This is a genomic window from Sulfuriferula sp., assembly GCF_054605375.1.
Map to the genome: position 1 here is coordinate 149,427 of NZ_JBTSEG010000002.1, position 25,143 is coordinate 174,569.

Below are 25,143 nucleotides of genomic sequence, written 5' to 3' on the forward strand. Positions count from 1 at the left end.
TCAGTGAATGAAGGAAAATACGTCTCCCATTGCGCTGGAAGATGAGTCCACCCCTGCTGCAAAGGGGTTGCTGCGCCATAATCCAAAATCCTTTCTGAAACTGATTCTCATAGGCTTTGTTTTGGTGGCGCTACCGTTGATTATAGCCCTTATCAATAGTGCGGTATCCATTGACAAACTGGCGGAACAGAGCCGAAGAGCTGTCTATCAGGCAGCGCAGATCGCACATGGCAGCCGCGTCTTGCTGGATGAAATTTCGACCATGGAGCGGAGTGTGCGACAAACGCTTATCCTCGGCGACGCATCTTTGCTGGAGGGTTACTTTCAGGCACACGCGAAATTCATGAGTACGGCAACCAGCCTCTCGGCACTGTCTTTGCGCCCGGATCAGAAGCAGGTGCTGGATAAACTGGTTGCTTCTGAATCGACCATTTTTCAGCAGATATCTATTGCGCATCGATCATCACAGGGCTTGCAGGATATCGTCAGTGATTTTGTGCCTTTGCTGGATACGGCTCGCACATTTTCATCCGGTGGTTATGCGTTGATTGAGCATGAAGTGGCCGCGATGCAGGACATGGCATGGCATGCCCGATCCATCGTGGTATGGCAACTGCTGGCATTGGTACCTTTTGCAATCCTGCTGGCACTTGGTTTTTCGATTTTGATTGCACGCCCGATTCGACAGATTGATGCTGCCATCAGGACGATGGGAGAAGGCGAACTTTCCAAAGCGGTGAGTGTGGATGGGCCTCAGGATCTGAGGTATCTGGGCCAGAGACTGGACTGGATGCGTCGCCGCCTGCTGGAAGTTGAAGAACAGAAGACCCGTTTTCTGCGCCATGTTTCGCATGAACTCAAAACACCGCTTACGGCTATGCGGGAAGGCGCTGATCTGCTCGCGGAGGGGGTGGCCGGCGAGTTGACCACGAAGCAAAGGCAGATAGCGAATATTCTTTACACCAACAGTATACAATTGCAAAAACGTATCGAGGATTTGTTAAATTACAGTGCGCTACAGAGCGGGAAGACAGCCTTGGTAAAACGCACGGCGGCACTGAGAAAAATTGTAGAAAATGTGCTGCAGGATCAGAACCTCGCGATCATGAATAAGGATTTGCAAGTCGATTTTATTTGCCCTGACCTGTCGGTCGAATGTGATCAACAAAAGATCAGCATTATTGTGGATAATCTCGTGTCGAATGCAGTGAAGTTTTCTCCATACGGGGGGCATATTAAAATTAATGCGAGTCAGGTAGGCGAGTTGGTTTCAATTGATGTAGTGGATTCCGGCCCCGGTGTAGAGGCAGCTGACCACGCCAGAGTATTCGAGCCCTTTTATCAGGGACGCAAGGCACCTGATATGCATGTTCAGGGGACTGGTTTGGGATTGTCTATTGCGCGTGAATATGCGCGCGTGCATGGTGGCGATATTGTGCTTTTGACAGAGGCCGGTGCCGGGGCGAATTTTTGTTTTTCACTGCCTGTCGGTCAGGCGAAAGATACGGATGCCTGATATGTTGTCGAGATTCGGGCTTGTTTCCGTGATTATGGTGGTATCCCTGGCGGCGTGCACAAGCTTTCCGGAAAACCCGTCACATCCGCGAGCTGGCGGTTGGTCGCCACCGTTGATCGTGACCAGTCAGGTCGAAGAGCTGATGATGTATTACGATTTTTTACGCAAACAGCCGCTACCGGAACTCGTAAAGGAATATGACAAGGCACGGCAGAATCTTGCGCAAGCAAAAACTGATGTGAGCAGGATGCGTGTCGCCCTGCTTCTTGCAATGCCGAATACGCCTTTCCACGATACGGTCGCCGCATCCGGTTTACTTAACGAGGTCGGCAGGGACGCCAAAGCGCCGCCGAGCATGCGCGGCCTGGTCAGCATGATGACGATGCTGATCTCCGAACAACAACGTGCCAATAATACTGCGGATGATCTGTCGCAAAAGCTCAAGGATGAGCAAAAACGCGCTGATACGCTGCAAACGCAGGTGGATGGTATTAAAAATATGGAAAAAAATCTTATCCGCAGGGATAGGCGCGGGATTAATGCAAAGCCATGAGTGAGCCGCAATTAAAAATTCTGGTTGTTGATGACGATGCCGACCTGCTGGAGCTGCTCTCGATCCGGCTGGTTGCTGCCGGTTATGAAGTGGATACGGTGCAAAGTGCGGAGGCCGCGCTCAATCATCTCGATGTATCGCGTCCTCAGTTGGTGATTACCGATATGCAGATGGGTGGTATGGATGGTATGGCTTTGTTCGAACACATTCATCGCACTACCCCGACATTGCCGGTCATCATCCTGACCGCGCATGGCACGATCCCGGATGCGGTTGCAGCTGCGCAAAAGGGCGTTTTTGGCTATCTGGCCAAGCCTTTTGACAGCAAGACACTGCTGGCGCAGATTGCTCAGGCACTCAGGCTTTCACCCGGTATTACGCCGCTGGCCGAAGCGCCACAAGCATTATGGAGGGCAGGTATAGTCACGCAAAGCGCGGCGATGGAAGATATTCTTACCAAGGCGCAGCTTGTCGCTGAAGGTGATGCAAGTGTGTTGATTCATGGTGAGAGCGGCACGGGTAAGGAATTGTTTGCGCATGCCATTCATGATGCGGGAAAGCGAGCGAATCAACCCTTTGTGGCGGTCAACTGCGCGGCTATTCCGGAACAGTTACTTGAGTCAGAGCTGTTCGGGCATGTCAAAGGAGCTTTTACCGGCGCTGTGCGCGACCATAAAGGACTGTTTCAGATAGCAGAGCGGGGTACGCTGTTTCTCGATGAGATCGGGGATATGCCGCTTCTGCTTCAGGTAAAATTATTGCGAGTACTGCAGGAAAGGCAGATACGCCCGGTGGGCTCGGCGCAGACAATTCCTGTGGATGTGCGCATTATTTCTGCCACTCACTGTGATCTCCGGACAGAAGTCACTACCGGAGGGTTTCGTGAAGATTTGTATTATCGTTTGAACGTCGTGGCGTTAACAATCCCGTCATTGTCGGAACGACGCGAAGATATCCCTTTGCTGGCAAATCATTTCCTTGGCTCACTTGCCTTGAAATATGAAAAAAACATCAATGGTTTTGCACCCGAAGCGATGGAAATGCTGGTAAGCGCGTCCTGGCCCGGCAATGTGCGCCAGTTGATGAATATTGTTGAGCAATGCATTGTCCTGTCCACCACACCGCTGATCTCGCCGGTGCTGGTATATGACGCCATGCATAAGGAAGAAGAACAATTGGTTTCGTTCGAAGAGGCCCGCAAGCGCTTCGAAAGAGAATATCTGGTCCGCGTGTTGAAGATTACTTCCGGCAACGTTACACAGGCGGCTCGCCTATCCAAGCGCAACCGTACGGAATTCTATAAATTGCTGCAGAGACACCAACTGGATGCGTCTGCATTCAAGCCTTCCTGATTTTTTTCCATCACTCGTCACCGTTCGGCGACAAGCCATATTTCATTATTTTTCAGCAAGTTAATTGCTGGATATCCGATTCGTGTTGTTGCGAGACGACACATGAGTAATAAAACCATACAGACTCGATATTAACACATTGTTCTATATCGATTATTTTATATGGCATGGCAATTGCTATCTTCACAATATACAGCAATGTCGCTGCAAGTTTCAGGAGATACGGATGAGTAACGCTGCCTTGATTTGTCGAAATAAAACAGTTCAAACGTTCCTGCTCGGAACCGCATTGGTAATTTGTGGAGCGGGGATAGGTCACGCTGCAACAGCGCCCAAAACAAATGTTTCTCCCGCCATGGCTTTGTTTGATACCAATCATGATGGTTCTGTCAGTTCCAGGGAAGCTGCAGCACAGGGTATGCCTGCGCAGGATTTTAAAAAGGCTGATGCCAATCATGACGGCAAGTTAAGTCCCGAAGAGCTTGCCAACGCCATGGCGACAGACGCGCCTTCGGCAGATGCGCCAACGATGCCGCCATCGGGAACTACGCCCAAGTACTGATAATTTCTGCGGGGCACGTACCTTGGTTTGACTTGTTTGCGGAATTTTGTGAGGCGTTGGTTGGTGTGCTTCATTTTCTCCTTGGCATGAATTGAGATCGATTGTTTGATGATTCTGGATGCTTGATTGGTTGAGCGGTTTCATTGAAATCAAGCAAAAGGAGTTAAGGCCATGAAATACCTTGTAGATACACCAACAAAAAGTGTTGTCTCCACTGCTTTTCTGGGTATTTTTATGGCTATGGCGCCAATAATAATGACTACTCTGCATGCCGCGGACACCGGTAGAGATACCACATTCGCATGGTACGACAGGCACCAGAGTGACGTTGCGAGCAAAGTCGAGGCAGCCACCACTCGCCAAATGTCATCCGGGGCGTTTGATGAAGCCGATTCCAATCATGCCGCAAAGTTGGGCAAAGATGAATTCGTCAGGGCGCAGTCCCTAAGCGACCGCCGCAAGATGGCAAAGTACGTCGATGACAGTGTCATCACAGCGAAGGTGGAAACGAGGCTCATCAAGCATTCGCTTTTTAAAGGGTTGCAGATACATGTGCAAACTTATAAAGGGGCGGTGTTGTTGAGTGGATTTGTAGACAGTGCCAGACAAGCCGTGACTGCTGGTCGGATTGCAGCGGGTATTGAGGGTGTTACCAAGGTGATCAATAGCTTGGTCCCAAAAAATGCTGAATAGGCTGGCTTGTCCGGATTTAAAGCGGGAGACCCCAAATTCTAAGGATGGCGTGATATTGATCGCCTTTGTTTAATTAGCCTGAGGAAATTGATTAATGAAGATGCAATCCCATAGGTTGCCGTTTGATTCGAAAATTCAGGTGCTAAAGATGGTTGATGACCAAAGCATTACTGCGAATATAAGGGTTGCATTCAAACAACATCCTTCAATGCGCGATATTTTTATTCATGTGGAAACCTTTGCTGGTGGAGTGGAATTGACAGGTTGGGTGTGCAAGGTCATGCAGAAGCAATTGGCTGTCGCGCTAGCTGCGGATATACAAGGTGTTTCTTATGTAGTGAATAATCTTAGCGTGCGTATATAGAGCTGGGATTTAAATTTTTTCTACTGCTTACACAGAGATTCGGGATGAGATCATCAAAAAAAATCTATATTTAATTTTGGTGCTAGCCGGGATTTTGCTGACGGTTTTTAGCCTTCTTGGATTGGCGGCTATCTATGGCTATATTCCATTTATCGGAAGTCAGCATAAAGCAGAAGTTTCCCTTAGTACTAGCGTGGATGCACCGAGTCCGGCATTGAAGGATATAGTCCGCAAGTGAGTTGGTATACGACTATGCTTATGTAGTCCGAAATGTTCGCGCGATACACTATTTCCTTGCACCTCCCCGGTGCGTAAAAAAATCCATTAAATCAAACCGGCAGTCAAATGTTTATGAAGTAGTGGTTATTTGTGCAAATTTTTGGCAGAAAATACCCAGAAATACGTCAAATGTTAACCATTATAACGAAAATATGTTCATATGATAAGCGCACGGCCTTGGAGGTAGGTGCACCAAAGCGGTATCAATTTGATGTGAATATCAAAATTTCCTCGCATGTTAATTGCCTAATTTATTGAAATACAATATTATTTATATGTGGCTCGTATTTTGCTAAAGCCTCCTGAGAGTCCTGATCTTTTGTTAGGTCTAATATCCAGCGAGGTGAATTAAATGAATACAGTAAGCCCTGTAGGGGATTCCCGGTTGCCGCATAATCGATGGTGGCAGCTTGTTTTTGGCCTGGTTGCGATGATGTCCATTTCAAGCTCTCAATATGTATGGACGCTGTTTGTAAAGCCGTTGCAGTCTTCGCTTGATACGAGCCTGGCGGCTATACAGGTGACCTTCTCCATATTTGTTGTATTGCAGACTTGGTTGTCGCCTCTTCAGGGGTACCTGATTCAAAAATTTGGGCCGCGATTGCTGATATCCGCCGGCGCAATATTGACTGGCGGCAGTTGGGTGGCGGCCGCTTATGTTCATGATTTGGCGGGTTTGTATTTTTCCTATGGGGTCATGGGAGGGCTTGGAACAGGGATCGTCTATGTGGGTATTGTCGGTTTGATGGTGCAGTGGTTCCCTGACAAACGGGGTCTTGCCACTGGGTTGGTGGCTGCCGGTTATGGCTTTGGAGCGATATTGACGACTTTCCCTATTGCCGCAATGATCAAAGATGCGGGCTACGCACACACCTTGACAGTCTTCGGCATTGTCATAGGTTTGGTCGGACTGGTGGTGGCGCAGGGCTTGCGACGTGCGCCAAAACCTCTCGAGTTGCCTGCTTATATTGTTATAGCTGCCAGTAAGGCGGTTTCGCAAAGCACGCGTAATTACACCTCTGGCGAGATGCTGAAAACGCCGGTGTTCTGGCTGTTGTTTGTGATGATGACCATGATGTCTACGGGTGGCCTCATGGTCATATCGCAGATGGGTGCCTTCGCCAAGGATTTTGGTGTGAGCGACGTGCTGGTATTCGGTTTGGCGGCACTGCCCTTGGCGCTGTCAATTGACCGATTTACCAACGGATTGACCCGCCCGTTTTTTGGCTGGATATCCGATCATATCGGCAGGGAGAACACGATGGCGGTGGCATTCATGCTGGAAGCTGCAGCGATCATCATGATGCTGGCCTTTAGAGAGAATGCTGTGGCGTTTGTGCTGCTGTCGGGCGTAGTGTTCTTTGGATGGGGTGAAATATTTTCATTGTTTCCCTCTACCTTGACCGATATTTTCGGTACTGGCAATGCAACGACCAACTATGGTTTCCTGTACATGGCCCAGGGCGTGGGCGCCATTCTGGGCGCACCGGTCGCGGCGTTGCTGCATGAAACAACACACAGTTGGGTGCCCATCTTTGGCATTGTGAGCGTAATGGACGTGGCTACCGCGCTGCTTGCATTGTTCGTGCTCAAGTCGTGGCGTAAACGGATGGCTTCCGAGCGCATTGAAATGGCTCCCGCCCTAGCCTGAAGCTTGGTGTATGAACTCTGAACACAGGAGATAGATTGGATCATATCATTCCATGATAAATACATCGGGTACCGATACTGCAATGGCCGTTGCCCCCCATTTTTTGGCGTCACGGGCAGCGATTGATGTGCTCAGGGAAGGCGGCAACGCGATTGAGGCCATGGTGTCTGCTGCGGCCACGATTGCGATGGTATACCCGCATATGACCGGACTTGGAGGGGATGCATTTTGGTTGATTCATGAGCCGGGACAAGAACCGGTTGCAATCGATGCCTGCGGTGGAGCGGCTGCGGGCGCCAGTCCATCGTTTTATGCCAGGCTTGGGCTGGACAGCATCCCGGTGCGTGGGCCGCTGGCAGTCAATACCGTAGCTGGCACGGTGTCAGGCTGGGAGCGTGCGCTGGCATTGAGCAAGCAGCGCTGGGACGGGCGTATGCCCTTGTCCAGGCTGTTTGCCGATGCTATTCATCATGGAGAGCAGGGCGTAGCCGTTACCGGCAGTCAAATGCGCAGTACCCGGACCAAGCAAACAGAACTGGAATGCCAGCCTGGCTTCCGCGAACACTTTCTGGTGGATGGAGCAACGCCCAAGGAAGGCAGCCTGTTTTTTCAGTCCAAAATGGCTGCAACCTTACGCCATCTTAGCCATGCAGGCCTGGATGATTTCTATCGCGGCGAATTGGCGCAGACCATTGCGGCGGATCTGGCCGCATGCGGCAGCCCGCTTGTTCTGGCCGACCTGAATGGCTATCGAGCCGAGCTGACCCAGCCTCTGGCGTTGGAGCACACGCTGGGCAAACTCTACAATCTGCCCCCGCCTACGCAGGGCTTGGTATCGCTGATGATCCTCGGGATTCTGGACCGGATGGGGCTGAGCCAAATGGAACCGGACAGCGCCGACTACGTGCATTGCGTGGTGGAGGCCACCAAGCAGGCATTTAAAGTTCGTGATGCTTACATTACTGATCCCCGGGATATGCGTATCGACGCCCAGGCTTGTCTGCAGCCCGGATTTTTAAATCCTTTGGCAAAAGCCATCGATCTCGATCTTGCGCTGCCGTGGGGTAAAGGTCGCGGTCCAGGCGATACCGTATGGATGGGTGTAATGGATAGTCAGGGACGGGCAGTGAGTTTTATTCAGAGTATCTATCATGAGTTCGGAAGTGGCGTGGTGCTTGAACAGAGTGGCCTTAATTGGCAAAACCGTGGGTGCAGTTTCTCCTTGCAAAAAGGTGCGCTGAATGAACTGAAACCAGGGCGCAAACCCTTTCATACCTTGAACCCGGCGCTGGCGCGACTGCATGACGGGCGTGTGATGGTTTACGGCACGATGGGCGGCGACGGTCAGCCGCAAACCCAGGCAGCTGTATTTACCCGCGCTATTGTCTATGGGCAAAGCCTGCAGCAGGCGGTGACTGCGCCGCGCTGGTTATTAGGCCGTACGTGGGGCCAGTCTTCGGATAGCCTGAAACTCGAGGCGCGCTTTAGTAGTGAAGTTGTCCAGTCCTTGCGCCAGCGTGGTCACCAAATCGAGATATTGCATGATTTCGATGAAGCCATGGGACACGCTGGCGCGATCATTCGACATCCGCACGGCATGTTGGAGGGAGCGTCTGATCCGCGCAGTGACGGAGGTGTCGCCTGCTTCTAGATGGTCTGAGTCGTTACGAGCACCGAGTATTGTTTTGTGTGTGTAGATGAAAGTGGAGAGCTTGCATGACGTTTATTGTTTTTTATCTTGGCCTGGGTGTGGTAGGCGGTCTGCTGGGCGGGATGCTGGGAGTGGGTGGCGGTATTGTGGTTGTGCCCGCTTTGATCTGGATATTCAAGCATGAAGGGGTGCAGCCTGATGTGCTCACGCATCTTGCGATTGGCACCTCGCTTGCGGGTATTATATTCACCTCCTTGTCAGCAATCATTGCGCAGCAAAAGCGTGGCGCGATAGATTGGACGGTAGTTCGCATGCTGGTCCCCGCGACGCTGATCGGCGGGCTGGTAAGCGGCTATCTGGCCGGTTTCATACCGGCACAGACGCTCAAAATGATCTTTTCGGTATTCCTGATTATGGTGTCGCTGCAATTATTGGCCAAATGGCAACCCGCAGCTCACTGGACGCTGCCGGGGCCCAAAGGGCTTTGGGGGGTGGGCCTCGGTATAGGCTCGTTGTCTGCCATGATGGGAATTGGCGGTGGCACGATTTCCGTGCCGTTCCTGCACGCTTGCAATGTCGAGATGAAACGGGCCATCGCAATTTCCTCCACCTTAGGTTTCCCCATCGCTTTATTTGGTGCAGCGGGTTTTGTGCTGTCCGGCTGGCATCATCCGGGGTTGCCTGCATGGACTCTTGGCTATATTGATTTGCCGGCGTTGCTCGCGGTAGGTGTGACTTCAGTAATAGTGGCTCCAATGGGGGTTCGGCTGGCTCATCATTTGCCGGTAGCGAAGCTGAAGCGCGCTTTCGGTATACTGCTGCTGGTAGTTGCACTGCAAATGCTGTTCGGCGGATAGCTCGATGGACATTTGAAATTTGGGCTGCTGTCGAGCTGGCAGGATAAAATTTTTAAGGAACGCTGTGACCGAGCTGGATCAAACAATATTACGGATATTGATCGATGACGGACGCAGAAGTTTTGCGGATATTGCGCGTGAGTTGGGAGTGTCCAGGGTGCATGTGCGAGACCGCGTGCAAAAACTGATCACGGATGGTGTGATCGAGAAGTTTACCCTGATCGTCAATCCGGAAAAAATTGGCAGCACGGTGTCGGCGTTTTTCGATGTTCAAGTTGACCCGCAAGGGATAGAGGCCGTGGCTGAAGACCTCGCCCGGCAGCCGGAAGTACGCAGTCTTTACATCATGAGTGACATGACGAGCTTGCATATTCATACGCTGACCGATGATGACAAGGCACTCGAAGACTTTGTCCACCGGAATCTGTTTTCGCGCAAACACATCGTCAAGGTCAATTGCAAGACGCTGCTGTCACGAATTAAAAATCGCCGGGGTGGCCCCCGAATCTAGCGAGCAGATTTTAATGAGGACGGAACCGTACCCGCAAAGCGGCGGGTACGTTTATGACAAATACGGCAAAAGTGGAATCCTAGCGCCTGCCCACCGAATTTTTGGCCAGCACTGAAGCTGGGGCGCTTTCTGGAAGCGCGTCCAATTTGTCCTCTATGGGCATCTCAGGTGTTTTAACCAGGCTGGCATGGGGTGTTGAGAGTGTGGCGATGTCTCCCGAGAGCACGCCACCCTCCTCGATTTTCAACGCGCCATAACGAATCTGCCCTGTGACTTTCCCGGTCGCGTAAATCACCAGGCGCTTGCGGGCGGTGAGTTCACCTTCGAAATGGCCACGAATTTCCGCAACGTCGATTTCTGCCGTGCCCGAAAAGACCCCGCCTTCAGCAATACGAATGTCACGGCTATTCATGGAGGCTTCCACCCTGCCTTCTACAACCAGAATTTCACAATCGGTGATTTCTGAACCTTTCAGTTTGATGTTTGGGCCTACCGTCAGTTTGTTACCTTCCTCATTATTGGAAGTCGATTTTACGCTCGTGGGTGTTTCAAGTGATTTGGGCGTACTATCCAACGGCCTGCTGGGAGTATCCATTAACGAATTATTCATGCTGTGATGAGTGGTTTTGGCATGGGCTGGTTGCATGAAATTCTTGAGCATGTGTATCGTCCTCTCGCTAGGATTGAGTCGCGGAATTGCCACGGTAGGGAGCAGCCGTGATTCGTTAATCTCCTAGCAAAATGTGCGCCATTTACTAAATATGTAGAATAAACAATTGGATATTTTATTAACACGGGCATCGAGTATGGCCAAGAGGATCAGGTTTGTCGCTGCAAAGCGACGATAAATTCAAAGGCATTTTATTTTTTTTGTATAAACCTTATAAATCAAAGCTGTATTTGTATTTTTTGTGTCGCCAAATGACGACGAATTTTTGATTGAGCGTTGAACTATTTCATAATTAATTAAACGATATGTCTTTTGCTTCGACCCTTCCCAAAAGCAGTTTGTCTACCCTTAAAGGTCTACTGCCTTTTTTGGCACCCTACAAAAGAGAATTTCTGTTGGCAGGTATTGCGCTGCTGGTCGCCGCAGGCGCGACACTTGCCATTCCGTATGCGTTCAGGCAAATGATCGACCTCGGTTTTGGCGCAACAGGTTCAAAAAGTATCCGGCATGTGAATACCTATTTCCTTGCACTGTTCGGTGTGGCCTGCATTCTGGCAATTGCTACTGCTGCGCGTTTTTACATGGTTTCATGGCTGGGGGAACGCGTTACTGCTGATATTCGCGGCGCGGTTTACTGGCATGTGGTGAGACAAAGCCCGCAATTTTTTGAGACCACCCAGAGTGGGGAAGTGTTGTCACGCTTGACCACGGATACCACGCTGATCCAGGCTGTGGTTGGCACCAGCATCTCCATGGCGCTGCGCAATACTTTGCTGTTTATGGGCGGCCTGGTGATGTTGTTTGTCACCAGCATCAAGCTGTCGTCCATCATTATTGTGCTGTTGGCTGCGGTGGTGTTGCCGATCGTTTTCTTTGGGCGGCGTGTGCGCAAACTGTCACGTGACTCGCAGGATCGTATCGCGGATGCATCGGCAATGGCGGGTGAAATCCTGAATGCAATACCAACGGTTCAGGCGTTCACGCATGAGGGCATGGAATCTGGCCGCTTTACTGACTCGGTTGAAAGTGCTTTTAATACAGCAATGGCGCGTATCCGTGCGCGTTCAATGCTGACCCTGGCGGCCATTTTTCTGGTCTTTGGTGCGATCGTGTTTGTGTTGTGGTTAGGTGCGCAAGCAGTAATGGGGGGCCGGATGACAGGAGGTGAACTGGCACAATTTATTCTCTATGCGGTTATTGTAGCCGGTGCCATCGGTGCATTATCTGAGGTGCTGGGTGAGGCACAGCGGGCTGCGGGTGCGACTGAACGGTTGCTGGAATTGATGGCCGTGCGCTCCCCGATTCAATCTCCCGAGTTAGCCCAGGTATTGCCAGCGCGTTCTCACAATGGCGCTACGCTGGTATTGCAGGAGATCACTTTTCATTACCCTTCGCGCCCGCTCACGGCTTCCTTGTGTCGGCTGTCGCTTGTCGTCCAGCCGGGCGAGACGGTGGCTGTAGTGGGGCCGTCCGGCGCGGGCAAGACCACGCTGTTCCAGTTGTTGCTGCGTTTTTATGATCCGCAACACGGATTGATCACGCTGGATGGCGTCGATATCCGGCAGCTCGATTTGCATGACTTGCGGGCAGCCATCGGTATTGTGCCGCAGGATACGGTGATTTTTTCTGCCAATGCGCTGGAAAATATTCGTTATGGGCGCATTGATGCGACGGATGCGGAGGTAATCACTGCCGCAAAAATGGCTGCGGCGCATGAATTTATCGAAAACCTGCCCCAAGGATATCTATCCTTTCTGGGGGAACGCGGCGTGCGCCTGTCGGGCGGGCAACGCCAGCGAATCGCCATCGCGCGGGCGTTGCTTAAAAATCCACCATTATTGTTGCTGGATGAAGCGACCAGCGCACTGGATGCCGAATCCGAGCGGCTGGTGCAAAGAGCGCTCGAAGCAGCAATGGCCGGCCGTACTACGCTGGTCATCGCACATCGCCTGGCCACGGTGCAGCGCGCAGACCGTATAGTGGTGATGGAAAATGGCGAAATTGTGGAGGTTGGCACGCATGCTTCGCTGATTGCATTGGGCGGTATTTACGCCAACCTGGCTGCACTTCAATTCCATACACCCGGTTAAGCCATTTGCGCGTTGCCGAGAAGATTGACGACGTGGTAGAATTACGCCCTTGGTGTGCATGGTGCGCATCAAAATTCGCACAGTCGTCAATAGCTTAGGGTGCCCCGAACGGGGTGTTGGGCGACGGCTGGAGGCTTAACCCTAAAGGAAATATTATGTCTATTACCATGCGTCAAATGCTGGAGGCTGGTGTTCACTTCGGCCACCAAACCCGTTTCTGGAACCCGAAGATGGCACCGTACATCTTCGGTCATCGCAACAAAATCCACATCGTCAACCTCGAAAAAAGCTTGCCGATGTTCGAGGATGCACTGAAATTCGTGCGCAAACTGTCAACCAACAAGGGTACTGTGCTGTTTGTGGGTACCAAGCGTTCGGCGCGCGAAATTGTGCGCGAAGAAGCTGAGCGCGCCGGCATGCCCTATGTGGATCACCGCTGGTTGGGGGGCATGCTGACCAATTTCAAAACCGTCAAGCAATCCGTCAAGCGTCTGAAGGACCTTGAAGCCATGCTGGGCGATGTCAATTCCAAGCTGACCAAAAAGGAAGCGCTGGTGCTGCAGCGTGAATTTGACAAGCTGGATCGTAGTCTTGGCGGCATCAAGGATATGAGCGCACTGCCTGATGCATTGCTGGTAATTGATGTGGGTTATCAGAAAGGTGCTGTGACCGAAGCCAACAAGTTGGGCATTCCCGTCATTGGCGTGGTAGATACAAATAACAGCCCGCTGGGTATAGATTACATCATCCCCGGTAACGATGACTCCAATCGCGCGATTCGTCTGTATGCGCGCGGCATGGCTGACGCGGTGCTGGAAGGCCGTAGCCAGGTGATCAGCGAAATCCTGGGTGAAGGCGAAGAATTTGTTGAGGTGGAAGCCTCTGGAGAAGCAGCAGCGCAATAAGCTGGTCTTCTTGAAAAAAAGGGGGCGTACGCCCCTTTTTTTGTAATAAATTTTTGAATTTTGAATTAAGAATCCGAGGAGTAGGACATGGCTGAAATTACTGCAAACATGGTCAAGGAACTGCGTGAGCGCACTGGTCTGGGCATGATGGAATGCAAAAAGGCATTGACTGAGACCGATGGTGATATGAGTGCTGCCGAAGATCTGATGCGTATCAAGAGTGGCGCGAAGGCTAGCAAAGCCGCAGGGCGGATCGCAGCGGAGGGCGTAATCGGTTCTTTTGTCAGCGCGGATGGTAAGGTTGGCGCATTGGTGGAAATCAATTGCGAGACTGATTTTGTTGCCAAAAATGAGGATTTTCTGGCTTTTGCCAAGTCGGTTGCGCAACTGTCTGCACAAAGCGGAATTACCGATGCGGCTGCGTTGTCTGAGATGGCCATGCCGGCTGGTGGCAGTGTTCAGGAAGTGCGTCAGGCTTTGATTATGAAATTGGGTGAAAACCTCAGTATTCGTCGCGCCGTACATTACACTACAACAGGCAGTTTGGCCGTTTATCTGCATGGTTCCAGAATAGGCGTGATGGTAGACCTGGATGGCGATGAGGCATTGGGAAAAGACATCGCCATGCACATCGCGGCGAGCAAACCGATTTGCGTGTCGAAAGACCAGGTATCTGCCGATTTGCTGGACAAAGAGCGCGAAATTTATACAGCGCAGGCTGCTGATTCAGGCAAACCTGCCGACATTGTGGCCAAAATGGTAGAAGGTCGTGTCAGCAAGTATCTTGCCGAAGTGACTCTGCTGGGCCAGCCGTTTGTGAAAAACCCCGACCAGACTGTAGAAAAATTGCTGGCCGAGAAAAAAGCCAAAGTGAATGGCTTCACCATGTTCGTGGTGGGTGAAGGTATCGAGAAAAAAGTGGTGGACTACGCTGCCGAAGTGGCTGCGGCTGCCAAGGTTTAACACCATGAACGCCCCGGTGTACAAGCGCATTTTGCTGAAGTTGTCGGGTGAGGCCCTGATGGGCGACGACAGCTATGGTATTAACCGCGACACCATTGCCCGCATCATCGGCGAGGTGAAGACGGTGGTCGATATGGGTGTGCAGGTGGCTGTAGTGATCGGCGGGGGTAATATTTTCCGTGGTGTAGCGCCGGGCGCTGCAGGCATGGATCGCGCGACCGCCGATTATATGGGCATGCTCGCCACCGTAATGAACGCACTGGCGTTGCAGGATGCATTTCGTCGCGTTGGCGTGCCGAGCCGGGTACAGTCAGCGCTCAATATCGAGCAGGTTGCCGAGCCTTATATTCGTGGCAAGGCATTGCGTTATCTGGAAGAAGGCACCGTGGTGATTTTCGGCGCCGGTACCGGGAACCCCTTCTTTACCACCGATACCGCTGCCGCATTGCGCGGTATGGAAATGAACGCGGATATTGTGGTCAAAGCCACCAAGGTGGATGGCGTATACAGCGCGGACCCGAAAAAAGACCCGGCTGCAACACGTTATCAGCGACTGAGTTTTGATGAGGCGATCCAGAAGGATCTGAAAGTAATGGATGCGACCGCATTCACCTTGTGCCGCGACCAGAACATGCCGTTAGCGGTATTGAGTATTTTCAAGGCCGGTGCATTGGCGCGATTTGTCTTGGGCGAAGATGAAGGTACCCTGGTTTTAGCGCAGTGTTAACAGGAGTTATTCATGATTGCAGACGTCAAAAAAACTGCTGAGCAAAAAATGGTCAAAAGCCTGGAGTCGCTTAAGGCGGATTTGGGTAAAGTGCGGACTGGTCGCGCACATACCGGTATTCTTGATCATGTTACGGTCGATTACTATGGCAACCCCACAGCGATCACCCAGGTGGCCAATATTACCCTGATGGATGCACGTACCATTGCCGTACAGCCGTGGGAAGGAAAGATGGTCGGCGCCGTGGAGAAGGCAATACGCGATGCCGACCTGGGATTGAACCCGTCCAGCCAGGGCAATCTGATTCGCGTACCGATGCCTGCGCTCACTGAAGAACGTCGTCGCGATCTGATCAAGCTGGTGAAAACCGAAGGTGAAAATGCCAAGGTAGCGATGCGCAATGTGCGCCGTGATGCCAATGCGCAGTTCAAGGATCTGCTCAAGGACAAGGCCATCAGCGAAGACGATGAACGTCGCGCCCAGGATGATATTCAGAAGCTCACCGATAAATATATTGCCGAGATCGACAAGGCGCTGGTCGCCAAAGAAGCCGACCTGATGGCGGTCTAGGCCTGATTCAGTGGGCATTTTTACCAGCTCTACCCGGGATATCCCACAAGCACCTGACGTGCCGCGGCACATTGCCATCATCATGGATGGTAATGGGCGCTGGGCAAAAAAACGTTTCCTGCCACGTATTGCCGGGCATAAGCGCGGTGTGGAAACCGTTCGCGATGTGATCAAGGCGTGCGGCGACCGCGGTGTGGAATACCTTACCCTGTTTGCCTTCAGCTCGGAAAACTGGCGCCGCCCGCACGACGAAGTATCCATGTTAATGGATCTGTTCGCGCTGGCACTGGAGCGGGAAATCACCAAGTTGCACAAGAACGGCGCCCGGCTGCGCGTGGTGGGCGACCTCGCCCGTTTTGGCCCCAAGCTGGTCAAACTCATCCACGAGGCGGAGCATCTCACCAGCAACAATACCCGCCTGACCCTGACCATCGCTGCCAATTATGGCGGGCGCTGGGACATCATGCAGGCGATGAATGCGATGCTGGAAAAGCACCCGGAATTGATAGGAAAGACTATAGACGAAGCCGATCTTGCGCCGCATCTGTCCATGCATTATGCGCCCGAGCCGGATCTGTTTATCCGCACTGGCGGCGAACAGCGCATCAGTAATTTCCTGTTATGGCAGCTGGCTTACTCTGAACTGTATTTCACCTCCGCACTATGGCCGGATTTCAATGCTGCCGCGCTGGATCAGGCGATTGCTTCGTACAGTAACCGCGAACGCCGTTTCGGGCGTACCAGCGAACAGTTGATTGAACATGCTAAGTAAACGCTGGGCGACAGCCCTGACTCTGCTGGCCGGTTTTTTGGCCTGCCTGTTTTTATTGCCGCAGCCAGCGTGGACAGTGGTAATGGTCGTGCCGCTGATATTCGGCGCACGCGAATGGGGACGTTTGTCCGGATTTTCCATGGCGGCAGCAAATGGCTACGCAGTGGCGAGTGTCGCGCTAGCGGCATTCGTTTATGTGTGGGGTGACGCGTACCATGGCTTGATTTATCTGGCAGCGACACTGTTCTGGCTGGTGGTTGCCCCCCTCTGGCTGGCCTTCGGCTGGCGACTTCAACAACCTGTATTGCGTATATTGGCCGGCTGGCTGGTGCTGTTGCCGCTATGGCTTTCATTGCTTGATTTGCGTGCCTACAGTGCTTTGGGCTTGTTGCTGCTCATGGGTATTGTATGGATTGCGGACAGTGCAGCTTATTTCACCGGCAAGCGTTTCGGCCGACGCAAACTGGCTGCACAAATCAGTCCCGGCAAGACCTGGGAGGGCGCTGCGGGTGCGGGGTTGGCCGTGACAATCTATACCCTGATTGTGCTGGGTATTGCAGCAGCATCGGGACGGGTGCAATCTCCTGCGGAGTGGCTGCTGCCTTTGGCGCTATTTGTCTGGCTGGTATTTTATCTGAGCATATTGGGTGATCTGTTTGAATCCTGGGTCAAGCGGCTGGCCGGTGCCAAGGATAGTGGCAATTTGCTGCCCGGGCATGGTGGCATGCTCGATCGTATCGACGCGCTGACCTCGGCTTTGCCAGTCTCGGCACTGCTGTTGTTGCATGGGCAGTTACTGACACGAGCGTTGGTATGAGCGTACGTCATCTCACCGTTCTTGGGGCGACCGGTACCATCGGTGTCAACACTCTGGATGTTGTGGCACGCCACCCGGATCGATTCAATATCGTGGCCCTGTCCGGCAATAACCAGTTGGATAAACTGGCCGAGCAGTGTCGAACCCATTCTCCCCGTTACGCAGTGGTGCTGGATGCGGCGAATGCCGCGCGACTGAGCGAGATGCTCAAGGTACTGGGTAGTACGACCGAAGTGCTATGGGGTATGGCAGCACTGGAACAGATCGCGGCGTTACCTGAAGTCGATACGGTGATGGCTGCCATTGTCGGTGCTGCCGGACTGCGTCCGGCGCTGGCTGCGGCCAGGGCGGGCAAGCGTATTTTGCTTGCCAACAAGGAGACCCTGGTCATGGCTGGCAGTCTGTTCATGCAGGCGGTGACAGCAGGCGGGGCAGAGCTGATACCGATTGATAGCGAGCACAACGCGATTTTTCAATCGCTGCCGCGCCATTTTTGTGGCGACCTTGCAGCCTGCGGCGTACGGCGTATTCTGCTCACGGCTTCGGGTGGTCCGTTCCGGACCACGCCTATTGATGAGTTAACGCACGTCACACCGGAACAGGCCTGCGCACATCCCAACTGGGTAATGGGTAAAAAAATCTCGGTGGATTCCGCCACCATGATGAACAAGGGGCTGGAAGTGATCGAGGCGCACTGGTTGTTCAACGCCACGCCCGCTCAAATACAGGTAGTGATCCATCCGCAAAGCGTGATCCATTCAATGGTGGATTATCTGGATGGTTCGGTCATTGCGCAACTCGGTAACCCGGATATGCGTACCCCCATCGCGTATGCGCTGGGCTTCCCGGAACGCATTGATGCGGGCGTGGAAGCGTTGGATTTATTCGGGCGCGGACTCACGTTCGAACCTCCGGATTACGCGCGTTTCCCGTGCCTGAAACTGGCTTTCGAGGCATTGTCCGGCGGGGGCATGCTGCCAGCAGTGCTGAATGCAGCCAATGAGTCTGCGGTGGCGGCATTCCTGGCCGGACGTGCATCCTACCTATCGATACCGGCGGCCATTGAATATGCGCTTGCGCGTGCGCCAGCCGGTGAGCCAGGCGATATGGATGATCTGGTACAAGCCGACATACAGGCGCGCGCCGACGCGGATGCTTTTCTCGACACTCTGCAGGCGAAGGCTTAAAACATGACGCTATTGACGACCTTGCTGGCCTTTGCGGTAGCGCTGGGTATTCTTATTGTTGTGCATGAATTCGGCCACTATGCAGCGGCGCGCCTGGTGGGTGTGAAAGTGCTGCGCTTTTCGGTAGGCTTTGGTAAGCCGTTGTTGTTACGGCATTGGGGAAAAGACCGCACCGAATGGGTCATAGCCGGATTTCCTCTGGGCGGCTACGTCAAGATGCTGGATGAGCGCGAAGGCCACGTTCAGGAGGCCGATCGGCATCGCAGCTTTAACCGTCAAAGCGTCGGCGCGCGCATGCTGATTCTGGTTGCCGGACCGCTGGCCAACCTGCTGCTGGCGGTTCTGCTGTATTGGGGTTTGTTCATGCACGGCATACCGGGTCTCAAACCTGTCATAGGCGAGCCGCCTGCAGCCAGTGTAGCGGCGCAGGCCGGACTGAATGACGGTGACGAAATCAGTGCAATCAATGGGGAACCGGTGGCCAGCTGGGCAGATTTGCAATGGGCGCTCTTGCGCCAGCTACCCTCGCAACAGCCGCTCAGCATTTCATTGACGGATGGCGAGACACGCATGCTGAATGCGGCCGGTGTGGCGGTGGATGGCGAATCCGATATGGCGGCCAAACTGGGTATCCGCTTGTTTGAACCGTCGCTTGCAGCAGTCATCGGGCAAGTATTACCCGATAGTGTGGGTTCACGTGCCGGGTTGCGCCCTGGCGACCATATTGTCGCAATGGATGGAACAAAAATCAGCGAGTGGTCGGACTTGGTCAAGCTGGTACGTGATCGCCCCGGTAAAGTGGTCACCCTCCAGGTGGAACGTGGCAGTCCGGCAGCCAGGCTCGATATCCAGCTGGTGCCTCAGCGTGTGGAGGAAGCTGGCGTGGCAGTCGGCAAAATCGGTATTGGCCCAAAGGTGGATCCTGCGGTGTTTGATGCCATGCTGACCAAAACACGCTACGGCGTAGCGACAGCCTTCACCAAGGCATTCGCAAAAACCTGGGATACATCGGTATTCAGTTTGCAGATGATGGGGCGCATGGTGACGGGCGAGGTATCCTGGCGCAACCTGTCCGGCCCCATTACGATTGCCGATTATGCCGGACAATCGGCGCGTACCGGTACTGCAGCATTCGTAACTTTCCTGGCGCTGGTGAGTATCAGCCTTGGTGTGCTTAATCTATTGCCCATTCCGTTATTGGACGGCGGGCATTTGATGTATCATATCGCGGAGCTTATCAAAGGCAGTCCGGTCTCCGAACGCGTGATGGAAATCGGCCAGCAAATTGGCATGGCACTGTTGCTCACACTCATGATTTTTGCCTTTTATAACGATATTTCCCGTTTGTTTACAGGCTGACCCTAATGCAAATCAAACTTGCGGCTGCACTCTTTACAAGCTTGTGGGCGGTTTCCGCTCATGCGATTGATACTTTTGTAGTGAAGGATATCCGTGTTGAGGGCATCCAGCGTACCGAAGCCGGCACGGTATTCAGCTATTTGCCGGTTAAAGTCGGCGAGACGATGGACGACGAAAAAGCCTCTGCAGCGATCAAGGCATTATTTGCCACCGGTTTTTTCAAGGATGTACGGCTGGAGCAGCAAGGCAATGTGCTCATTGTGGTGGTGGAAGAGCGTCCGGCCATTTCCAAGGTTGAGCTGATCGGCAACAAGGAGTTTTCCAAGGAACAACTCACTACCGGTCTGAAACAGGCCGGGTTGACCGAAGGCCGTATTTTCGATAAATCGATTCTGGATCGCGCCGTACAGGAAATCAAACGCCTGTATTTCAGTAAAGGAAAATACGCAGTACAAATCGAAACGACCGTCACGCCGCAGGAGCGCAATCGGGTTGCGATCACTTTCAATATTCAGGATGGCGATGTTGCCAAAATCAGGCAGATCAATATTGTTGGCAACCATGCCTTCAAGGAGAAGCAGCTGCTGGATGTGATTAGCGAGCAAACGCCAGGATGGTTCAGCTGGTATACCAAGAGCGATCAATATTCCAAGCAGAAGTTGGCGGCCGATCTGGAAACGCTCAAATCGTTTTACCTGAACCGTGGTTACCTGGAATTCAATGTGGATTCCACTCAGGTGTCGATTTCACCGGACAAGAAAGATATCTACATCACCATCAATATTAACGAGGGTGATCAATACACTGTTTCCAGTGTCAAGCTGGCGGGTGAAACCGTGGTTCCGCCAGCAGAACTTGAAAAGTTGATCATGGTAAAGCCGGGTGAAGTATTTTCGCGCGAAAAATTGACCGAAACCGCGAAAAAAATCAGTGACCGACTTGGCAACGACGGTTATGCATTCGCCAACGTCAACGCCGTGCCGGATGTGGACCGGGTGAAACATCAGGTTGCATTCACTTTTTATGTGGATAGCGGTCGACGCGTTTACATCAACCGGATCAACGTCACCGGCAATACCCGCACCAAAGACGAAGTGGTAAGGCGTGAATTCCGGCAAATGGAAGGTGCATTGTATCAGGGCGATAAAATCAAGCGTTCGCGCGAGCGGGTTGAGCGCCTCGGTTATTTTAATCCTGGTGTAAGTCTTACCACGCCTGCCGTGGCCGGTACCACCGATCAGGTGGATATTGACCTGGGCGTGACGGAAAAAGCCACAGGCAGCATCATGGTGGGCGCAGGATTCTCGTCTTCAGAAGGCCTGATTCTGTCGGGTTCGATTTCGCAAAACAACCTGTTCGGCACCGGTAACCAATTGTCCCTGCAGGTCAACAGCGGCAAGATCAACAAGGTCTATTCGGTATCTTATACCAACCCTTATTTCACACCGGATGGTCTGAGCCTTGGTTATGACCTGTACCGGCGCGATATCAATACCACCTCGCTGAGTAGTGTGGCCACCTATCAGAACTCTACCAAAGGGGTGGGAGTACGCCTGGGTATCCCATTGAATGAAAAGGACAGCATCAATCTGGGATTGGCGTACGAGCGCTTTGACCTGACGGTAGACAGCAATAGTCCCAAGCAGTATCAGGATTTCGTCAACCAGTTTGGCAGCGGTAACGACACCATTCGCGCCGATCTGGGGTGGGCACGCGATAGCCGGGACAGTTTGACGTATCCAACCAAAGGCATGTTGCAGCGAGTCTACGGCGAGGTGGGCATACCGCCGGGCAGCCTTGAATATTACAAACTGTCTTATCAGCAACAGTGGTTCCATCCATTGAGCAAGAACTTTACCCTGATGCTGAATGGCGAAATCGGCTTTGGCAATGGTTACGCAGGCAAGCCGCTACCGTTCTTCAAGAATTTCTATGCGGGTGGCGTGAGTTCGGTGCGTGGTTACGATACCTCTACCTTGGGACCCAAACTGAATGACCCGATTAACGGTGTGGTTGCCGCCGGTGGTAATAAGCGCGTAGTGGGTAATGCGGAATTGTTTTTCCCCATGCCCGGTATGAAAGATGATCAGTCAGTGCGCGTGAGTGTTTTTGCAGATGCAGGCTCGACTTGGGGGCCAGATGATTATCTGGGGCGTTATTCCAGTTTCAATTTCAAGGATCTGCGTTATTCCACTGGCGTTGCGCTGAGCTGGATTTCCCCGGTTGGCCCGCTCAAGTTCAGCCTGGCAAAGCCCCTCAATCCCAAGCCTGATGACAGGACGCAAGTGTTCCAGTTTACGTTGGGCACCGTGTTTTAAGGAGCAATAAGTGAACAAGGTTTTGGCAGTAATTATATTGTGTGCTGGTGTGATGACGTCCGGGATTGCTTCAGCTGATATTAAAATCGGTTTCGTGAATACCGAGCGCGTATTCCGTGAGGCACCGATTGCGCTGCAGGCACAAAAAAGACTGGAAAAGGAATTTGCGCCGCGCGAGGCAGCCTTGCAAAAAATGGCCAAGCAGGCCCGTGATCTGCAGGCTCAACTGGAAAAGGACGGGGCCATTCAGTCGGATGTAGAGCGGCGCAGTAAGGAGCGTGATCTGGCCAACCTGAATCGTGATTACCAGCGCACCTTGCGTGAATTTCGCGAGGATCTCAATGTACGTCGCAATGAAGAGTTGTCCAAGGTGCAGGATCGTGCGCGTAAGGCAATTCATGCCTACGGCGAGGCCGAAAAATACGATGTCATACTTGAAGAGGCGGTCTATTTCAGCCCCAAAATCGACATCACCGACAAAATCATTCGCGCACTAAGCGACAAATAATCCTGGCCGGACGCCCTATGCCGGACGTGTCTTACACATTGGCAGAAATCGTTGAGCGCCTGGGAGGCGAAGTGCTTGGGGATGCGTGCACACGCGTTAGCCAGATTGCGACATTGAGTAGCGCCCAACCCCACCAGATCAGCTTTCTTGCCAATTTGAAATACCGTAGTCAGCTAGCCGGGTCGGCCGCAGGCGCATTCATAATGGGACGCGATGCTGCGCAAGCCAGTAGCAAACCGCGCATCATTGCCGATAATCCCTACACTTACTTCGCCCGTGTTTCAGCGCTTTTCAACCCGCCATACGCCGCTGTGCCTGGTGTGCATTCCTCAGCCGTTGTCCATCCAGAGGCCTGCATCGCCGACGACGCCAGCATCGGTGCCAATGCGGTGGTGGAGCAAGGGGCAAGAATCGGTGCGGGCAGCATTGTCGGTGCGGGTTGCGTGGTGGGCAGGGACAGTATCATCGGCAGTGCTTGTCTGCTGTATGCCAATGTCAGTGTGTATCACGGCAGCGTAATAGGGGATCGGGTTATTTTGCATTCCGGCTGCGTGATCGGTTCGGATGGCTTTGGTCTTGCGCCGGATGACGGGCGCTGGCTGAAAATACCCCAGATTGGCCGTGTGGTCATCGGTAACGACGTGGAAATCGGCGCCAATACCACGGTGGATCGTGGCGCGCTGGACGATACAGTGATCGAGGAAGGTGCCAAGCTCGACAATCAGATTCAAATTGCACACAACGTACGCATTGGCGCCCATACCGCGATTGCAGCCTGCACGGGGATTGCCGGCAGCGCAAAAATTGGTGCGCACTGCACCATCGGTGGGGCAGCAATGATTTTTGGCCACATCGAGATAGCTGACCGGGTGAATATTTCTACCAATACCCTGATTACCAAATCGCTTACACAAGCGGGCACCTATACATCGGCGCTGCCTTTTTCAGAACACAGTGAGTGGCTGAAAAATGCGGTGCAGATGCGCCACCTGGACAGTATGGCCAAGCGTATTCGCGCGCTGGAAAAAAAGCTTGTCGAACTGGAGAAAAACCAACATGAGTAGTATGGACGTCAACGAGATCATGGCCTATCTGCCGCACCGGTTTCCTTTTTTACTGGTTGACCGGGTGATTTCTCTGGAGCCGGGGAAAAGTATCGTCGCCCTCAAAAACGTAAGCATGAACGAGCCATTTTTTCCGGGTCATTTTCCCAAGCATCCCGTCATGCCTGGCGTGCTGATTCTGGAGGCGCTGGCGCAGGCGGCTGCTCTCCTGTCTTTCAAGACGGTTGCCGATGCCCCCAGCGAAGATTCCGTGGTGTATTTTGCCGGCATCGACGCTGCCCGTTTCAAGAAACCGGTAGTGCCCGGTGACCAACTCATACTGCATGCGGCAATCCTGCGTAATCTCAAGGGTATCTGGAAATATGCGACGTATGCCGAAGTGGACGGCCAGCGCGTGGCGGAAGCCGAAATGATGGCCACTTTACGCTGAAACATGATTCACACCACGGCAATCATTCATCCCGGTGCGCAACTTGGCACCCATGTCAGTATCGGTCCTTACGCCGTGATCGGCGAGCATGTGATCATCGGTGATGACACCACGGTAGGCGCGCATACGGTCATTAACGGGCATACCCTTATCGGCCGCGAGAATCATATTTTCCAGTTCAATTCCCTGGGAGAAATTCCACAGGACAAGAAATATGCGGGGGAGCCGACCCGGCTGGAAATTGGCGACCGCAATACCATACGCGAATTCTGCACGCTCAATCTGGGGACTGCGCAAGATACGGGGGTGACGCGTGTCGGCAACGACAACTGGATCATGGCCTATGTCCATCTCGCCCACGACTGCCAGGTGGGCAACCATACGATTTTCGCCAATAACGCTTCCCTGGCGGGACATGTGACGGTGGGAGACCATGCCATCCTGGGCGGGTTTACCGGCGTGCACCAGTTCTGCAAAATTGGCGCCCATGTCATGACGGGTATTTCCAGCGTGGTATTCAAGGATATCCCGCCCTATGTCATGGCTGCGGGCCAGCCTGCTGCGCCCCACGGCATCAATGCCGAAGGCTTGCGGCGGCGTGGTTTTACGGCAGCGGCGCTGGCCGGACTCAAGCGCGCCTACAAAACGCTATATCGTGAAGGGCTGACTTTCGACGAGGCGCAACAACGTCTTGCCGAGCAGACCCGGGATGTGCCGGAAGTCCAGCTGCTGGTGGATTTTCTCAGCCAGGCCGATCGCGGCATTATTCGCTGA

General features: G+C 52.9%; 25 protein-coding genes. 24 read left to right on the plus strand and 1 reads right to left on the minus strand.

The window, feature by feature from the left end; all coding sequences use genetic code 11:
• Window positions 1-67 precede the first annotated feature (67 nt).
• From ACYCZJ_RS02325 to ACYCZJ_RS02370, 10 genes are all read left to right on the plus strand, one after another.
• Window positions 68-1,516, plus strand: a complete 1,449-nt coding sequence (locus tag ACYCZJ_RS02325) for a HAMP domain-containing sensor histidine kinase (protein ID WP_461552608.1) — start codon at window positions 68-70, stop codon at window positions 1,514-1,516.
• Window position 1,517: 1 nt separating this feature from the next.
• Window positions 1,518-2,069: a dihydrolipoamide acyltransferase gene (locus ACYCZJ_RS02330; protein ID WP_461552609.1), complete on the plus strand. Its 552-nt coding sequence runs from the start codon at window positions 1,518-1,520 to the stop codon at window positions 2,067-2,069.
• Window positions 2,066-3,421: a sigma 54-interacting transcriptional regulator gene (locus ACYCZJ_RS02335; RefSeq protein WP_461552610.1), complete on the plus strand. Its 1,356-nt coding sequence runs from the start codon at window positions 2,066-2,068 to the stop codon at window positions 3,419-3,421. Before ACYCZJ_RS02330 ends, ACYCZJ_RS02335 begins: the two co-directional genes overlap by 4 nt.
• Before the next feature lie 226 nt (window positions 3,422-3,647).
• A complete protein-coding gene (locus ACYCZJ_RS02340; protein ID WP_461552611.1) occupies window positions 3,648-3,983 on the plus strand; it encodes an EF-hand domain-containing protein in 336 nt (111 codons plus the stop codon).
• Window positions 3,984-4,154: 171 nt separating this feature from the next.
• Window positions 4,155-4,676, plus strand: coding sequence for a BON domain-containing protein (locus tag ACYCZJ_RS02345; RefSeq protein WP_461552612.1), 522 nt, complete (start codon window positions 4,155-4,157; stop codon window positions 4,674-4,676).
• A gap of 94 nt (window positions 4,677-4,770) precedes the next feature.
• Window positions 4,771-5,040: a BON domain-containing protein gene (locus ACYCZJ_RS02350; RefSeq protein ID WP_461552613.1), complete on the plus strand. Its 270-nt coding sequence runs from the start codon at window positions 4,771-4,773 to the stop codon at window positions 5,038-5,040.
• Window positions 5,041-5,671: 631 nt separating this feature from the next.
• A complete protein-coding gene (gene oxlT, locus ACYCZJ_RS02355) occupies window positions 5,672-6,970 on the plus strand; it encodes an oxalate/formate MFS antiporter (RefSeq protein ID WP_461552614.1) in 1,299 nt (432 codons plus the stop codon).
• An 82-nt stretch (window positions 6,971-7,052) separates the two neighbouring features.
• On the plus strand, window positions 7,053-8,621 hold the full coding sequence (locus tag ACYCZJ_RS02360; protein WP_461552615.1) for a gamma-glutamyltransferase family protein: 1,569 nt from the start codon (window positions 7,053-7,055) through the stop codon (window positions 8,619-8,621).
• Window positions 8,622-8,686: 65 nt separating this feature from the next.
• Entirely contained in the window at window positions 8,687-9,478 is a 792-nt protein-coding gene (locus tag ACYCZJ_RS02365) for a sulfite exporter TauE/SafE family protein (RefSeq protein WP_461552616.1), read from the plus strand.
• 64 nt (window positions 9,479-9,542) lie between these two features.
• Window positions 9,543-9,989: an Lrp/AsnC family transcriptional regulator gene (locus ACYCZJ_RS02370; protein ID WP_461552617.1), complete on the plus strand. Its 447-nt coding sequence runs from the start codon at window positions 9,543-9,545 to the stop codon at window positions 9,987-9,989.
• A 79-nt stretch (window positions 9,990-10,068) separates the two neighbouring features.
• Here ACYCZJ_RS02370 and ACYCZJ_RS02375 read toward each other — a convergent pair whose 3' ends face one another.
• Window positions 10,069-10,650 carry a bactofilin family protein gene (locus ACYCZJ_RS02375; RefSeq protein WP_461552618.1) on the minus strand — a complete coding sequence of 194 codons (582 nt, stop codon included), beginning with the start codon at window positions 10,648-10,650 and terminating at the stop codon, window positions 10,069-10,071.
• A gap of 314 nt (window positions 10,651-10,964) precedes the next feature.
• On the opposite strand from ACYCZJ_RS02375, the gene ACYCZJ_RS02380 reads away from it, so the two are divergent.
• The 14 genes from ACYCZJ_RS02380 (at window position 10,965) to lpxA (ending at window position 25,143) form a co-directional block, all read left to right on the plus strand.
• Complete coding sequence (locus ACYCZJ_RS02380; protein WP_461552619.1) at window positions 10,965-12,749, plus strand: ABC transporter transmembrane domain-containing protein; 1,785 nt, start codon at window positions 10,965-10,967, stop codon at window positions 12,747-12,749.
• A 155-nt stretch (window positions 12,750-12,904) separates the two neighbouring features.
• A complete protein-coding gene (gene rpsB, locus ACYCZJ_RS02385; RefSeq protein WP_461552620.1) occupies window positions 12,905-13,654 on the plus strand; it encodes a 30S ribosomal protein S2 in 750 nt (249 codons plus the stop codon).
• 87 nt (window positions 13,655-13,741) lie between these two features.
• Entirely contained in the window at window positions 13,742-14,617 is an 876-nt protein-coding gene (gene tsf, locus ACYCZJ_RS02390) for a translation elongation factor Ts (protein ID WP_461552621.1), read from the plus strand.
• Between the two features lie 4 nt (window positions 14,618-14,621).
• The gene (pyrH, locus tag ACYCZJ_RS02395) at window positions 14,622-15,344 is read left to right on the plus strand and encodes a UMP kinase (protein ID WP_461552622.1); all 723 of its coding nucleotides are present in this window, start codon (window positions 14,622-14,624) and stop codon (window positions 15,342-15,344) included.
• A gap of 12 nt (window positions 15,345-15,356) precedes the next feature.
• Window positions 15,357-15,914 (plus strand): ribosome recycling factor, encoded by a 558-nt coding sequence (frr, locus tag ACYCZJ_RS02400; RefSeq protein WP_461552623.1) that lies wholly within the window; start codon window positions 15,357-15,359, stop codon window positions 15,912-15,914.
• A 10-nt stretch (window positions 15,915-15,924) separates the two neighbouring features.
• Window positions 15,925-16,686 (plus strand): polyprenyl diphosphate synthase, encoded by a 762-nt coding sequence (gene uppS, locus ACYCZJ_RS02405; RefSeq protein ID WP_461552624.1) that lies wholly within the window; start codon window positions 15,925-15,927, stop codon window positions 16,684-16,686.
• Window positions 16,676-17,503: a phosphatidate cytidylyltransferase gene (locus ACYCZJ_RS02410; protein ID WP_461552625.1), complete on the plus strand. Its 828-nt coding sequence runs from the start codon at window positions 16,676-16,678 to the stop codon at window positions 17,501-17,503. The genes uppS and ACYCZJ_RS02410 overlap by 11 nt, the downstream gene beginning before the upstream one ends.
• Complete coding sequence (ispC, locus tag ACYCZJ_RS02415) at window positions 17,500-18,690, plus strand: 1-deoxy-D-xylulose-5-phosphate reductoisomerase (RefSeq protein WP_461552626.1); 1,191 nt, start codon at window positions 17,500-17,502, stop codon at window positions 18,688-18,690. The genes ACYCZJ_RS02410 and ispC overlap by 4 nt, the downstream gene beginning before the upstream one ends.
• A 3-nt stretch (window positions 18,691-18,693) precedes the next feature.
• Window positions 18,694-20,049, plus strand: coding sequence for an RIP metalloprotease RseP (gene rseP / locus ACYCZJ_RS02420; protein WP_461552627.1), 1,356 nt, complete (start codon window positions 18,694-18,696; stop codon window positions 20,047-20,049).
• Between the two features lie 5 nt (window positions 20,050-20,054).
• Entirely contained in the window at window positions 20,055-22,367 is a 2,313-nt protein-coding gene (gene bamA / locus ACYCZJ_RS02425) for an outer membrane protein assembly factor BamA (protein ID WP_461552628.1), read from the plus strand.
• A gap of 10 nt (window positions 22,368-22,377) precedes the next feature.
• On the plus strand, window positions 22,378-22,875 hold the full coding sequence (locus ACYCZJ_RS02430) for an OmpH/Skp family outer membrane protein (protein WP_461552629.1): 498 nt from the start codon (window positions 22,378-22,380) through the stop codon (window positions 22,873-22,875).
• A gap of 26 nt (window positions 22,876-22,901) precedes the next feature.
• Entirely contained in the window at window positions 22,902-23,939 is a 1,038-nt protein-coding gene (gene lpxD, locus ACYCZJ_RS02435) for a UDP-3-O-(3-hydroxymyristoyl)glucosamine N-acyltransferase (protein ID WP_461552695.1), read from the plus strand.
• Window positions 23,932-24,369 (plus strand): 3-hydroxyacyl-ACP dehydratase FabZ, encoded by a 438-nt coding sequence (gene fabZ / locus ACYCZJ_RS02440; protein ID WP_461552630.1) that lies wholly within the window; start codon window positions 23,932-23,934, stop codon window positions 24,367-24,369. Before lpxD ends, fabZ begins: the two co-directional genes overlap by 8 nt.
• Window positions 24,370-24,372: 3 nt before the next feature.
• A complete protein-coding gene (lpxA, locus tag ACYCZJ_RS02445; protein WP_461552631.1) occupies window positions 24,373-25,143 on the plus strand; it encodes an acyl-ACP--UDP-N-acetylglucosamine O-acyltransferase in 771 nt (256 codons plus the stop codon).